Below are 14153 nucleotides of genomic sequence, written 5' to 3'. Positions count from 1 at the left end.
TACGGAAATCCACCTTGCCTTCGCTTGGGGAGGTCTTCAAGAAGGCCTTCTTTGCGGGGTAGCAGGGATTGCGGCGCGCCTGTTTGGCGTTGCGCCGTATTCCATTGGCTTCACGGCAGCCGGGGTGTGTAAGTTTTGCTTTTTTGCCCCGCCAGCCGTGTGCTGATCTTGCCAGTGTTGGCGGCGTTGGGCGAGTCGTCTTTGGTTGTCTTTGTGCGGTGGTTACACAGGCGGAACGTATACCTTTTTATTCATGGCTTGTGTGCGTGGGCCCGGTGCAGGGATAGCTGAAGTGCTCGTCCCCCCCGGTAGCGCCGTACAGATAGAGCCCTTTGCCAGCGACAGGACTCACCACCGCTTACTTGCGAGCTTCGCCCTGCTGTCCCCACCTGGCCGTATTTTCCTTCCCGTCAAGGAAAGGCAGCACCGTCGGCACCAGGCCAGGTGCCAGGAAGAGGTCGTAGTGCGTGGACCCCGGCAATATCGCGAGCCGGTTCTTCGCCATGTGCTCCCGGCCCCAGCCCGCGTCCCTTAGCCCGCCGCCCAGCAGCTGGTAGAACTTCATGATGTGCTCCGGGCGGTACATGTCGCTGTCGCCAAAGACCAGCATCACCGGCATCGCCAGCTTCTTCACGTCCTCTGCATAGTCATAAGGCTTGCGCATGAAGGCGCCCATCTGGTCGAGCAGCTTGGGGAAATCCTGCGGGCGCGGTGCCACCGCGGCGTAGGACTTGTACATCGGGCTGTCCTTCATCATGTCGGCCATGGCCGCCCCCACTTGCGCCTGCATCGGCAGCATTTCCGGGAAGAAGCCGTCTTGTGCGTAGCCGGCCGACACCAGCGCCAGGCGCCGCACGCGCTCGGGGTGTTGCACCGCCATGCGAAAGCCGACACCGCCGCCCAACGAATAACCCATCACGTCCACCTGCCCGTAGCCCAGCTGCTGCACGATCTGCGCCATGTCGTCGCCCATGTCGACCACGCTCATGGCCCGCTCTGTCAGCGCCGTGCGGCCGTGGCCGTACAGGTCAACACCTATGACCTGGCGGGTTTGGGCCAGCGCCGTCAGCACCGGCCCGAACATGTCGAAGTCGCCCAGGCCGCCATGCAAAAGCAGCAGCGGCTCGCCCTTGCCGTGGACCTGGTAGTGGTAGTTGACGCCATTAACCTTGAGGTAGCCGGTCTTGACCGGCTTGCTGTCCTGGGCGTGCGAAGCGACCGGGACGATGGTGGCAACCGCCACCGCGGCGCTGAGCAACGGGGCGAAAAGAGTGTGCAGGAACTTCATCGATTTCTCCTTGGGTTAATAAACAGGGAAACAAGCGAAACAGAAAAGAGGCCCATGGGGCTTTTTCGCTTGCTTACCTGTTACGACGAGCGGGTTTGGAGAATTCGACAAAGTCCGGCTACGTAGGCCGGTACGTGAGACCTAGGCAGCAGCCTTAAGCGGTGGCGTTCACCGCCGCCATGTCCATCCACACCGGCTCGAACACATGGCCGTCCGGGTCCTGGAAGGCGCGGCCATACATAAAGCCCATGTCCTGCGGTGGGCGAACATCGGCTTTGCCACCGGCAGCCGCCGCGGCTTGCGTGATGGCGTCTACGTCTTCGCGGCTGTCACGTGAAAGGGCCAGCAACACTTCGCAGGTCTGCTGCGCATCGGCGATGCGCTTCGTAGTGAAAGTGCCAAAGTAGTCGTGCGTCAGCAGCATGAAGCTGATTGTTTCCGACCAGACCATCATCGCGGCCTGCTCGTTGCTGAACTGCATGTTTTGTTCGCAGCCGATTGCCTTGTAAAAGCGCGTCGAAGCAGCGAGGTCTTTCACCGGCAGGTTGACAAAAATCATCTTGGGCATGGTGGCTCTCCTTTGAGGTTGGTTTAGAGGGAATGGGTGATCAATGACTCACCGCACGGGTGAAGGTCATATGCGTGACGCCGACGGGTGTTGAGACGAACTCGATGTTGTAGTTCTTCTCCAGGCCCTCCAGGCCGTCCCAAAGCCGCACACCGCGGCCGAGCACGATAGGCACCACCACGATGTGCATGTGGTCGACCAGCACGGCCTTGAGAAATTCGCGAAGCATGGTCGGGCCCCTGCCCAGGCGTATGTCTTTGCCGCCCGCAGCCTTGCGCGCCACCTCGACTGCTTCTGCTGGCGATGCGTCGATGAAGTGGAAGGTGGTGCCGCCTTCCATCTCGATGGGCGGGCGTGTGTGATGGGTCAGCACAAACACCGGTGTGTGAAAGGGCGGGTTGCGGCCCCAGTGGCCCTTCCACTCCGGGTTCTTGTGCCAGCCCGGGTAGCCGTATTTGCCGGAACCCATGATCTCGGCGCCAATGCCCTGGTCAAAAAGACGCAAGAAGGCATCGTCAACGCCGGATGTGCCACCAGACTGGCCGATCATCCGGCGGCCCCATTGGGTTTCGAACATCCACTCGTGCAGCCGTTCACCGGCATGGCCGAACGGTGCATCGAGACTTTGACCCTCGCCGGTGCCGAAACCGTCGAGCGAGATCGAGACATGTTGTACGCGAACAAGTGACATGGGAGTGCTCCTTTGCTCAGGTTGGGGTGAATGAATCAGGGGGGAATCAGGGGTGAATCAAGGGATTTCCACGCGGCGGTACTTGTCGCCCACTTCCGCGCGTATGGGCGCTGTGTCGTAAATGATGGTCATGGTTTCAATCAAACCTTGTTCGTCGAAATCAAAAAGGTCAACGCAGCGAAAGCTCACGTGCGAGCCGTCGGCCAGCTCCCACTGGTAGGTAAAACAGACGGTAGCCCGGCGCGAGCCGACCCCGCTCACGAACACTTCAGGGTCTTCCAGCACGCTGCGCCGCGTGGCTGCCTTCAACTGGTCGAAGAACGCGCCCGCCGGCTGCACGCCCAGGAAGGGTGAGTGCACCATGCCCTGCGGGCTGAACAGCGACACGATGCCCCGCACGTCTCCCGCGGCCAGCAGGGCCAAGTATTTGTTGATGACGTCTATGTAGGCGAGTGCGTTCGAGCTGATGACCATGGCTTGGGGCGATCTGTTGGAGTGAATAGGGGGCCCATCGTAGGAGCGCAAGCGACCAAGCACCAACGAAAGTTTTTGGGGGCAGCCATGTGCGGCACGCATGGCTGCTATTGGGTAGTCCCACGGCGGGCCGCCACGATAAACTGGTCAGATGAACAACACCGCCTCTCACGCCTGAGCCATGCCGGCCTTGCCACCCCTGTATGCCTTGCAGGCATTTCTGGCTGCAGCTGATTGCGGCAGCTTCACAGGCGCGGCCACCCGGCTCAACCTGACACAGGGCGCAGTGAGCAGGCAAGTTCAGCTGCTGGAGGAATACTACGGCTGCCCACTCTTCGTGCGGCAGGCCCGCGGCTTGACGCTGACGGCCGAAGGTCAGGAGCTGATTGCGCCGGTGCGGCAAGCGATGCAGATGCTGTCTGAAGCCAGCGCGCGCGTGCGGCGCGGCAGCGATGTCCTCAGAATCCAGTTTCCGCCGACCATGGCTGTCAGGTGGTTCTTGCCGCGACTGCCGGCCTTGCAGGCCGAACTGCCCGGGCTGGAGATTCGCGTAGCCACCCACTGGACGGACGCACCCGACTTCAGCAACACCGATGCCGACGCCATCATTGCCCATGGCAAAGGCGGCTGGCCCCACCTGGTCGAGGTGCCGCTGATGCGCGAACGGCTCGTGCCCCTGTGCACGCCCCAGCTAGCCGCCAGCCTGCGCGAGCCGAGCGATCTCGCCAGCGAGACCCTGCTGCATGCCACAGCCAACCGGCACGAATGGCTGACATGGCTGCAAGGCGCTGGCGTGCCCGATCTGCAGGGCGCGCGTGAGCAGCTGTTTGATACGGTGGACATGTGCGTGCAAAGCGCAGAGCGTGGCCTAGGCGTTGCGATTGCAGACGCCGCCTTGTTTACCGACCTGATTGCCTCACAGAAAGTGGTGAAGCCCTTTGATATCGAGGTCGATAGCGGGAACGCGTATTTCCTCACTTATCCGCCTCAGCGGCGGGAGGAGCGGAGTATTCGGCTGTTTGAGGAATGGATGCAATCTGTGCTGCGGGGGTGAGGAGGCTTTCGCCCGGTCCTTCTGCCTCGGGATCCAGGCGGCCCCTGCCTGTGGTGCGGTTGGGAGCCGTCTGAAGAACACTGGTTCTTCGTGCACACACGTCGGCTGTTCGATTTCAAAGGCCAGCTCTCCGCGCTATTTCATCCACCCGCATGAAGCGTCGATCTTGGCGCAAATTCGGCAATATCTGCAGGATTGCGTTCAAGCATTGTCGCAGTGCCGGTGGAAGCCAAGATGACTGTTCGGAAAGAATGAGGTCTAGAAACTGCAGTGCACTTTCCGGAAACGAGGTGCAGAGGTCCGCTTCGTGTAGGCGGTGAATGACATAGTCAGGATGCTCAATCTTGCTAAGCCAATTTCCCAGCAGCTCGACCGCCGCAGGAAACTCACCACCAGCCGCGATGCAGAGTCTTGCGACTGATGAGCCATCGACGTTTTGGGCTCGATCCCGTGCCTTGGGCCAGACTTTGTCCCAAAAAGGGCTAACGCGGTTTCTCCAGTATTCTTCGCGCCGGTCGCCAGTGCCTTCGACTGCCTTGACCAGCGCCTCAGCCAAATCGCGCAGGCCCTCTGCCGACAATGAACGAACTGCACTGGCTAGCTCTGCGCTCTTGAACGTATCGCCGGGATCGAGTGCAGCGAGCGCCAGAAGCGATGCGTATTGGCTGCCGTGCTTCCCAAGTTGCTCATAGTGATTTGCCGTGTCTAGGAAGGCGGGTTTAAGGAACTGCATCATCGGCCGATACAGGCGCGGTGACCATAAATAACCTTCCCACGCCGAGCGCGCTTCAGTTGCAGACCGCCTCCAGTCAAACAGCGGGAGTAGATATCGCGCAGCCCAGTCCGGGTCCACTCTGAACAAAGTAATCGCGTTCGTCGCCAGCAATACTCTTCCATTTACGAAGCTGGCATTAGTTGTGTCACACAAGTCGGTAAATATAGATTTAAGCTCCTGCGGTAGCTGTTGACCGTCTTCGAGTTCATCGCGATACCACCAATCTAGAAGACCGTTTGTTACGTGGCCCACAGGATGATTGATGGCATGAAAGACTGGCTCATCGATCTTGTCGTCGACATCGAACTCAAGTTGAAGGACGCGTGTGACTAGCGTCACGAATTGATCAAGGTGGCCTTCAAACGTCTTCCCAATTGACTGCAGCCACCAACCCACCCCGTGGGCTGTCGCTTGGAGCAGCGATTCAGGCGCTATGGCCAAGAGCGGAGCCATGAAGTGCCACGAGGGCGTTCGTAGCTTTTCTTCTGACCACGCTTGGAGCGCATCTCTCCAACGTTCAACAGGCCAGGCTCCCTTACGTTTCACTAGTTGATACAGCGCATACGCGGTCGCTTGAAAGCTTTCTGAACATCGTTGTCTCCAGTCATCCTGCTCGTTTGGCGCTAGCTCGGGGTGCGCCAACAGGTAGTCAAGTACGCCTCGACGACTGCGCGGCACTGCCGTGAAGGTCCTCCACGGGTCTCGATTGCCTACCCAGCCGCTATCCATCCAGAACGGAAACTCCTCGCGCTCATCTCCCTCAAGATCCCAAACTGGATTCGCTTCGGATAGCGCACTCAGCCGGGAGCGCGCAAGTTCCCCCAAGACGGCGCCGGCAAGCGCCAGCTTTTTCAACCTTAGCCATATCTCCCGATTAGCTAGATGCATCCAATGATCGGCATCAATGTCGTCTCGGAACATCTCGCGCGGCGGTCCAATGAGAATGACCGCTTCCAACTTATCTAGCGACTCTCGGGCTAGCACTGGCGCTAAAGCAACGAGTAAACGCAGGGCTTCACGCTGAGTCTCCACTGACCATAACCACCAACTCTCATCATTGACGAGGAAGCGCAAAGCCATCGTCGGTGGAATGACATCAACGTGCGTACCCGTGAAGAATGACAATCTACGAAAAACAGGATAGGGCCCGTGCGCCCATGTTTCGGCCACAGCTCGAGCTTGCTCGGGCGCACGAGACGAAGTCGCAACCCAAGCATCACGAGCTAACTCTATTAGCGCAGTCCAATCATGAAAGTTCCTGTTCTGCGGATGCTTGGATATAGAGGGTTGGTGAGAATAGCTGTGATCTCGCCGCTCATCTGCATCGCCTAACTCCTGCATCAGATCCAGTGCGTCGTGCAGAAGCACATTAAAGTCCAGCAGCAAGTGAGGCAGAGCATCCAGCCAAGCCCGATCCTCACGGATGTCGCTCAATGCAGAATGCACGTGATCCGATGCCAGCTCCAACTCACAGTCAACGATATTCTTGACTTCGTCTGCAGCGTCGTTCGCTACTGTTTCGTCGGACCAGTGAAACGGTTCGCGCAACACAACACAGGGCGCTAAGGCGTCCTTTAACGCGAATCGCACGCTAGCAGTTAACCCATCCCGTTTAAATTGTTCTCTCCATCTGTAGAGATCGAAGCTATGCGTCCCGGCCTTTACGCGCCCATTCAGCAATAAACGCCATAGCGTGCGCATTGCGGCTCGGGGAATTGCTCTGGGAGAGGTGTTGCGAATACGCGCAAGTTCCTTCGCATCACTCGAGCGTTCAAGTTTGGCTAACTCGTTGAGGCGCCGCTCTACGAGCCATGTCAACTGGTGGTGCAACCTGTCGCCGCGTTTGATGAGCCACAGTAGCAGCTTCGGATCATCAAGGTGTCGCACTAGCCAGCAAGCGAGGTGATGCATTGGCGCATCCCATTCGCTGCCCCGGTTCCCGCTATCAGATAACGCCATCCACGGCGCCTTTGTGTAAGGTGCGGGGCGTCGAGTAAAACTGAACTCGAGTTTCTTGTCGGCATTAACCAATGCTGGAACACCAAAACGTCCCAAATCCTCATGGCGATAGATATCCTGACTCAGGGGTTCGAGCCAGTCAAGCGACGGTGCCGGGTCCAGTTCCGCAAATCGCTTGGCGGGCAAGCCATGCGGATCACTTAGCGCCCACAGCATGCGGCCGATAAAGTCATCCTGTTTCGTCGCCGCGAGGGGGCGCCCTATCGCACACTCCACAACAATTCTCTCTTTGCCGCGAACCCCGTCGCGATATGTCTGAGCCCAAGCGCGAAGCGTGCTGTGCAGATAGGAGTGGTCGTGGCCCCTTCGTTCACGATACAAAATTGGGGTGACATTCTTGGCATTCCACTCGTTGGCTCTGTCAATTTCCTTTCCGTTCGTATAGCTGCCAAACGCGAACATCTCTGGTGGCGACTCTCCCAGCAACCGGTCTGCCGCCAGCGCATCCATCATGTACCGCAGAACCGGATCATTAATGCTGTAACCGACAAAGCAAACCGTATAGCCGCGAAACAACTCACTTACGAAACGTGCTGCCCAGCGTTCCGTTAAGTACGCTAAACCGAAGTCCCCGCTAGAAATCACCAAGCGGTCCAACTCTGCCGACGTTGGCGCGGCTGATAACAGGCCATGCAGATAGACCAAGCCGTCCCACCTTGCTTTAGGCACCGGAAGCAATGGGGCTTGATAGGTTTGCAGCGAGAGCGACTGGGAGTCGATCAAGTGCTCAAAAAGACGGTCAAAGTTTGTTGTGATGAGCCGCGTCCGGCCAGTCCGGTTCTGGCTCAACGTTAGCAAGGCTTCATGCGTAGCGATGGCGTTGGGCGCTGCGAAATCTGGCTTGAGTACCGAAGCCATCGCACGGCGCACCATCTCCCGTCCTCCCATCACCCCTGCCTCTAACAGTCCAACAGCTGTGTCGAACTGACCCGCCTTTATGGCTGCTAACTGCACGGCATTAGGGATGACGGTGAGCTCCGCGTACAGCATGTCCACCAACCCGCCAAAGCCAGGGAGTCGCGCCGGGTAGGAAATTCCAGCGCCGCAAAAGAATACCACTCGCCCATCTTCATGCAACTGCAATAGACGTTCGGGAATATCAGGCCCGTAGCGTACGAATTTCATTCGTTGATCCCCGATTGGTGCCTGTTGTTAACTCGTTACTCGGTTTGCTTCACGGGCATCTAACCATGGGCAGCGGCCTCGATGCCTGGCTTGCTGGATTCAGCAGACTAATCACTACCGAGCCGTAAACCCAACCGGCAGTTGCGGCGGTCCCGCTCGATACATGTCCACGTAAATTGTGACGGTCTTGCTGCCTCCGTCAACCTGAATGTCATAGACATCCAGCAGCCCGCCACCTGAGGGGAGCCCGCTACCCGTCGGGATCGATTTGTCCTCGTATTCGCAGCAGGCGCCCCGGCGCTCGTATGTTATGGGTTCGCCTTTTGGTCCGCGCAACGAGTTGAGGTACATAAGATGAAGCCGGGTGCCGTAAGGGCCTGTTCTGATGGCGTTTGCGGCAGAGTAGCCGTAGCCAGGGTCGGTGGCGGTTTGCAACTTGATGACGCGCAGATAGGGCGCCGTTGAATCTGACCGGCCGTTGGGGATGCCTTTTCCTCCTACGCGGGTGACGGAAACAATCTTGGGCTCGGGGTTGCTTGCACCTGGGCCAGGCTGGGTGGTCTGGCACCCTGCGAGGTTTGCGGCGGTTAAGGCAAGGATGACCAGGTGTGAAGAGCGGGAAACCAGCGCGTTCATATAAGAGAGTCCTCGTTTTTTAGTTTGATATGGAAGAGAGGTCAGCGGGCGCAGTGACCTCCCTGTAATGCCGGCCCTCACCGGCACCCCACAGCATAAAGGCCACCCCGCATACGCCACCCGGCGTATTCCCCAATCCCCCTCCGGTCCCCAGAATCGGTTCATCGCTGTGTAAAAGCCCTGGTTTCCCCTGGTTTTGGCGCAGCGAAACGCGATTCACCTACCTATCTACCGGAGCGAGGATTCACATGCAACAACGTCGATTTACCCTCAAGGCGATGACCGCCGCAGTCGCACTGGCTGGCCTTGGCGCCATGCCGGCTTTTGCCCAGGACACCATCAAAGTTGGCATCTTGCACAGCCTGTCGGGCACCATGGCAATTTCTGAAACGACCCTGAAAGACACCGTGCTGATGGCGATCGAAGAGATCAATGCCAAGGGCGGCGTGATGGGCAAGAAGCTCGAGCCCGTGGTGGTTGACCCGGCTTCCAACTGGCCTCTGTTTGCTGAAAAAACCAAGCAGCTGCTCGGCCAGGACAAAGTTTCCGTCATCTTCGGCTGCTGGACGTCGGTTTCCCGCAAGTCGGTGCTGCCAGTGGTTGAAGAAATGAACGGCCTGCTGTTCTACCCCGTGCAGTACGAAGGCGAAGAACTCTCCAAGAACGTGTTCTACACGGGCGCGGCGCCTAACCAGCAGGCTATTCCTGCGGTCGACTATTTGATGAGCAAGGCCGGCGGCGGCGCCAAGCGCTGGGTTCTGCTGGGCACCGACTATGTGTACCCACGCACCACCAACAAGATCCTGCGCGCTTACCTGAAGAGCAAGGGCGTGGCTGACAAAGACATCGACGAGAAATACACCCCCTTCGGCCATAGCGATTACCAAACCATCGTGGCTGACGTGAAGAAGTTCTCGCAAGGCGGCAAGACGGCTGTGGTGTCCACCATCAACGGTGACTCCAACGTGCCTTTCTACAAAGAGCTGGGCAATGCCGGCCTGAAGGCCAAAGACGTGCCAGTGGTTGCCTTCTCCGTGGGTGAAGAAGAACTGCGCGGCGTGGACACGAAGCCGCTGGTCGGCCACCTGGCTGCCTGGAACTACTTCCAGTCGATCAAGAGCCCGGCCAACACCGAGTTCATCAAGAAGTGGTCTGCTTATGCCAAAGCCAAGAAGCTCCCTGGCTCTGACAAGCCTTTGACGAACGACCCGATGGAAGCCACCTACATCGGCATCAACATGTGGAAGCAGGCTGTTGAAAAGGCCAAGTCCACCGATACCGACAAGGTCATCGCCGCCATGGCCGGCCAGACCTTCAACGCGCCTTCCGGCATCGTCAGCAAGATGGATGAGAAAAATCATCACCTGCACAAGTCGGTCTTCATCGGCGAAATCAAGGCCGACGGCCAGTTCAATGTAGTGTGGAAGACGCCTGGTCCTGTGAAGGCCAAGCCATGGAGCCCATACATTGAAGGGAACGACAAGAAACCCGACGAGCCTGTCAAGAAGTAAGAAGCTACTGCGCGAACCGATCTGGGGCTCTGTGGTGCTCACCGTACTGGTGTACGGTTCCGCTCCTCGAACCCCACCTCGGTCCGCTCGCTACGCTTCTTCCAGTCTTGACACCTTTGTGGTGTCTTAGGTCCGGTTCTTGCTCTTGCATGGAGAAGACCGGTGCCCCTCAGGAAGTTGCAGTCTGGGCGCAACACGGTTGCGTGCTGTGCCCAACCTACAGGTTCTTTCCCCTATGCTCCGTTACCCACTTCTCCGCCTACTCTTTCTTGCTACGCTTTTGATAGCTGCTCGCGCCCATGCCTTAAGCCCTGAGGAGGTAAAAGGCATGTCAATTGGCGAGACGGAGGCACGTGTCGAGGCCCTGGGCAAGGCCGCCGCCAAGGCTGACGAAAAGACGGCTGCGTTCATTCAGGCGCTGTCTGACGATGCGGTGAAAACCAAGGGTGACAAAGTCTTTGTTGTGAAAGACGACAAGGCCTTTGACCCGATCACTGGCGCTGAGGTGCCGTTGCCGGCTGATGCCGAAGACGTGATCAATCCCAACCTGATGCGCAGCGAGATCGACAACGCGCTGGCTGCGTTGAAGCTGTTTTCCAAAGACGAGAAGCAGCGGCGCGATGCGATCAAGACGCTGGGCGGCGACAACGACGAAGCGCGCCTGCCGCTGATTGAAAAAGCCTACGCGGCTGAAACCGTGCCTGAGCTGAAGAACCAGCTCGAGCTGATGCGCGCCGCCATCATGCTGGGCAGCACCGACAAGGCCAAGCGCCTGGAAGCCGCCGCGCAGCTGGCCGGCAGCAAGAACCCCAATACCAAGACGGTGCTGATAGAGCGCCTGGGCACCGAGGCGGACGCCGACGTGAAGGTGGCCCTGCAGGCCGCGCTGGCCAAAGTTGAGGCCTCACTGGAGTGGGGCAACAAGCTGGGCGCCATTTTCAGCGGCATCAGCCTGGGCAGCATTTTGCTGCTGGTGGCGCTGGGGTTGGCCATCACTTACGGGCTGATGGGCGTCATCAACATGGCGCACGGCGAGCTGATGATGATTGGCGCCTACGCCACCTACGTGGTGCAAGGCGTGTTCCAGAAATACTTCCCCGGCGCATTTGACTGGTATCTGCTGGCTGCGGTGCCGGTGGCCTTCATGGCTTCGGCGCTGATGGGCGCGGCGCTGGAGCGCAGCGTGATCCGCTTCCTCTATGGCCGGCCACTGGAGACATTGCTGGCCACCTGGGGTATCAGCCTGATGCTGCAGCAGCTGGTGCGCTCGATTTTTGGCGCGCAAAACGTGGGTGTTGAAAACCCGGTGTGGATGAGCGGCGGCGTGCAGGTGCTGGGCAACCTTTCACTGCCTTACAACCGGCTGGTCATCATTGTGTTTGCCGTGGCGGTGCTGCTGGGCGTGGCCTGGCTGATCAGCCGCACGCGGCTGGGCCTGTTTGTGCGCGGCGTCACGCAAAACCGGCCGATTGCCTCTTGCATGGGGGTGAACACTGCCCGTGTTGACACGTATGCCTTCGCGCTGGGTTCGGGCATTGCCGGCCTGGCCGGTTGCGCGCTGAGCCAGGTGGGCAACGTGGGGCCGGATCTGGGCCAGGGCTACATCGTGGATTCGTTCATGGTGGTGGTGCTGGGCGGCGTGGGCCAGCTGGCGGGCACGGTGTATGCCGCGATGGGCCTGGGCATCCTCAACAAATTCCTGGAAGGCTGGACGGGCGCCGTGCTGGCCAAGATTGCTGTGCTGGTGTTCATCATCATCTTCATCCAGAAGCGGCCGCAGGGCATCTTCGCGATGAAGGGCCGCAGTGCGGAAGTATGAGTACGCCCCCGAAGCGCCTGCGGCACCTCCCCCTCAAGGGGGCGCAGCCAGTGGCCCGGCAAAGCCGGTTCCACGGCTACCCTCGAATTGGCAAAACGTCATGAATACCGAGTCTGTGTTTAAACCTATGCCTGTCATCCTTCCGGCCAAAGGCCCGCTGCTCACGCGCGGTGGCTGGAGCGCCTTCATGATGGCGCTGATCGCCGTCTGCGCCATTGCACCCATGCTCAACCTGTGGGTGCCCGAAGGCAGCATGTTCCACATGAGCACCTACGCCGTGGCGCTGTTGGGCAAGATCATGTGCTACGCCATCTGCGCGCTGGCCATGGACTTGATCTGGGGCTACACCGGCATCCTCTCTCTGGGGCACGGCGTGTTCTTTGCGCTGGGCGGCTACGCCATGGGCATGTACCTCATGCGCCAGATTGGCCGTGACGGCAATTACAAAAGCGACCTGCCTGACTTCATGGTGTTCCTTGACTGGAAGACACTGCCCTGGCACTGGACCTTCAGCGACAGCTTTGCCGCCACCCTGTTTTTGATTGTGGCGGTGCCGGGCATCATTGCGTTTGTGTTTGGCTTCTTTGCGTTTCGCTCGCGCATCAAGGGCGTTTACTTTTCCATCATCACCCAGGCCATGACGTTTGCGGCCATGCTGCTGTTCTTTCGCAATGAAACCGGTTTTGGCGGCAACAACGGCTTTACCGACTTCAAGCGCATTCTCAACATCCCGATAGCCACGCCGTCGATGCGCATGACGCTGTTCATCATGACGGGCCTCACGCTGCTGGGCTTCTTTTTGTTTGCCAAATGGCTAGTGGGCAGCAAGTTTGGCCGCGTGCTGCAGGCTATTCGCGATGCTGAAACGCGTGTGATGTTCTCGGGCTACAGCCCGCTGGGCTACAAGCTCACCATCTGGGTGATTTCGGCCATCATGTGCGGTGTGGCCGGTGCGCTGTATGTGCCGCAGGTCGGCATCATCAACCCGAGCGAAATGAGCCCGGCCAACTCAATTGAAATTGCCATCTGGGCCGCAGTGGGAGGACGCGCCAGCCTGATCGGGCCGATTGTGGGCGCCTTCATCGTCAATGGCGCCAAGAGCTGGCTGACGGTGGCGTATCCCGAATTCTGGCTGTACTTTCTGGGGGCACTTTTCATCAGCGTCACGCTGTTCCTGCCCGATGGTGTGGTGGGCCTGGTCAAGAAGCTACGCAAAGGCGGTGCGAAATGACCCCCGACCTTCTTGAACAGGGCGCGCGCCGCATTGAAGAACGCCTGGCTGCACTCGAAGCTGGAAAGATCAACACCGAGTCCGGTGGCCGCAGCGCCAGTGGCCGCCGCATTGCCCACGCCAGCGGTGAGGTAGACGTTACCCACGGCCGTATCCTGTACCTGGAAGATGTGAGCGTCAGCTTCGACGGCTTCAAGGCCATCAACAAGCTGAGCCTGGACATTGCGCCTGGCGAGCTGCGCTGCATCATCGGCCCCAATGGCGCCGGCAAGACCACCATGATGGACATCATCACCGGCAAGACCCGGCCCGATGAAGGCACGGTATTTTTTGGCAGCACGATAGACCTGCTGCGCCACAAGGAAGCCGAGATCGCCCAGCTGGGAATAGGCCGCAAGTTCCAGAAGCCCACGGTGTTTGAGCAGCTCACGGTGTTTGAAAACCTGGAGCTCGCGCTGAAGACCAACAAGGGCGTGAAGCACTCGATGTTCTTCAAGCTTGACTCGGCACAAAGCGACCGCCTGGCCGAGATTCTGGTGACGATTCATCTGGCCGACAGCGTGGGCCGCATGGCGGGCAACCTGAGCCATGGGCAAAAGCAGTGGCTGGAGATTGGCATGCTGCTGATGCAAGACCCGAAGCTGCTGTTGCTTGATGAGCCCGTGGCGGGCATGACCGATGAAGAAACGGCGCGTACGGCGGAGCTGTTTTTAACGCTCAAGGGCAAGCATTCGCTGATGGTGGTGGAGCACGACATGAGCTTTATCAAGACGATTTCGGAGATCGTGACTGTGCTGTGTGATGGCTCTGTGTTGGCGCAGGGGACGCTGGACCAGGTGCAGGCGGATGAGCGGGTTATTGAGGTGTATCTTGGCAGATAAAGACGCCCCCCGATGCGGCTTTGCCGCCTCCCCCCACTGGGGGGCGACCTCTGTGGCCCGGCGAAGCCGGTTCCACGCGGT

The 14153-nt window shown here is 59.1% G+C and carries 11 protein-coding genes; 5 read left to right on the top strand and 6 right to left on the bottom strand.

Annotated elements, in window-relative coordinates; genetic code table 11:
* Positions 1 to 358: 358 nt before the first annotated feature.
* The 4 genes from AC1D11_RS11285 to AC1D11_RS11270 all read right to left on the bottom strand — a co-directional run bounded on the left by AC1D11_RS11285 (position 359) and on the right by AC1D11_RS11270 (position 3021).
* Positions 359 to 1288 (bottom strand): alpha/beta fold hydrolase, encoded by a 930-nt coding sequence (locus AC1D11_RS11285; protein WP_477648972.1) that lies wholly within the window; start codon positions 1286 to 1288, stop codon positions 359 to 361.
* A 154-nt stretch (positions 1289 to 1442) separates the two neighbouring features.
* On the bottom strand, positions 1443 to 1856 hold the full coding sequence (locus AC1D11_RS11280; RefSeq protein WP_477648971.1) for a VOC family protein: 414 nt from the start codon (positions 1854 to 1856) through the stop codon (positions 1443 to 1445).
* A 40-nt stretch (positions 1857 to 1896) separates the two neighbouring features.
* Entirely contained in the window at positions 1897 to 2547 is a 651-nt protein-coding gene (locus AC1D11_RS11275; protein WP_477648970.1) for a dihydrofolate reductase family protein, read from the bottom strand.
* Positions 2548 to 2604: 57 nt separating this feature from the next.
* Positions 2605 to 3021 (bottom strand): nuclear transport factor 2 family protein, encoded by a 417-nt coding sequence (locus AC1D11_RS11270; protein WP_477648969.1) that lies wholly within the window; start codon positions 3019 to 3021, stop codon positions 2605 to 2607.
* A 181-nt stretch (positions 3022 to 3202) separates the two neighbouring features.
* On the opposite strand from AC1D11_RS11270, the gene AC1D11_RS11265 reads away from it, so the two are divergent.
* Positions 3203 to 4075, top strand: a complete 873-nt coding sequence (locus tag AC1D11_RS11265; protein ID WP_477648968.1) for a LysR substrate-binding domain-containing protein — start codon at positions 3203 to 3205, stop codon at positions 4073 to 4075.
* A 115-nt stretch (positions 4076 to 4190) separates the two neighbouring features.
* Here the strand turns inward: AC1D11_RS11265 and dsr1 are convergent, their stop codons facing one another.
* Together dsr1 and AC1D11_RS11255 are read right to left on the bottom strand one after the other, a co-directional pair.
* On the bottom strand, positions 4191 to 7994 hold the full coding sequence (gene dsr1, locus AC1D11_RS11260; protein WP_477651443.1) for an anti-phage defense-associated sirtuin Dsr1: 3804 nt from the start codon (positions 7992 to 7994) through the stop codon (positions 4191 to 4193).
* Between the two features lie 114 nt (positions 7995 to 8108).
* Entirely contained in the window at positions 8109 to 8630 is a 522-nt protein-coding gene (locus AC1D11_RS11255) for a hypothetical protein (protein ID WP_477649749.1), read from the bottom strand.
* Positions 8631 to 8878: 248 nt separating this feature from the next.
* On the opposite strand from AC1D11_RS11255, the gene urtA reads away from it, so the two are divergent.
* The 4 genes from urtA (at position 8879) to urtD (ending at position 14072) form a co-directional block, all read left to right on the top strand.
* Positions 8879 to 10141, top strand: coding sequence for an urea ABC transporter substrate-binding protein (gene urtA / locus AC1D11_RS11250; RefSeq protein WP_477649748.1), 1263 nt, complete (start codon positions 8879 to 8881; stop codon positions 10139 to 10141).
* Between the two features lie 235 nt (positions 10142 to 10376).
* On the top strand, positions 10377 to 11960 hold the full coding sequence (gene urtB, locus AC1D11_RS11245; RefSeq protein WP_477649747.1) for an urea ABC transporter permease subunit UrtB: 1584 nt from the start codon (positions 10377 to 10379) through the stop codon (positions 11958 to 11960).
* 100 nt (positions 11961 to 12060) lie between these two features.
* Positions 12061 to 13191 (top strand): urea ABC transporter permease subunit UrtC, encoded by a 1131-nt coding sequence (urtC, locus tag AC1D11_RS11240; RefSeq protein WP_477649746.1) that lies wholly within the window; start codon positions 12061 to 12063, stop codon positions 13189 to 13191.
* Entirely contained in the window at positions 13188 to 14072 is an 885-nt protein-coding gene (gene urtD / locus AC1D11_RS11235) for an urea ABC transporter ATP-binding protein UrtD (protein ID WP_477649745.1), read from the top strand. The genes urtC and urtD overlap by 4 nt, the downstream gene beginning before the upstream one ends.
* Positions 14073 to 14153: the final 81 nt, after the last annotated feature.

Source organism: Polaromonas sp. P1_E11 (assembly GCF_056405995.1).
This window is presented reverse-complemented; position numbering and strand designations above follow the sequence as displayed.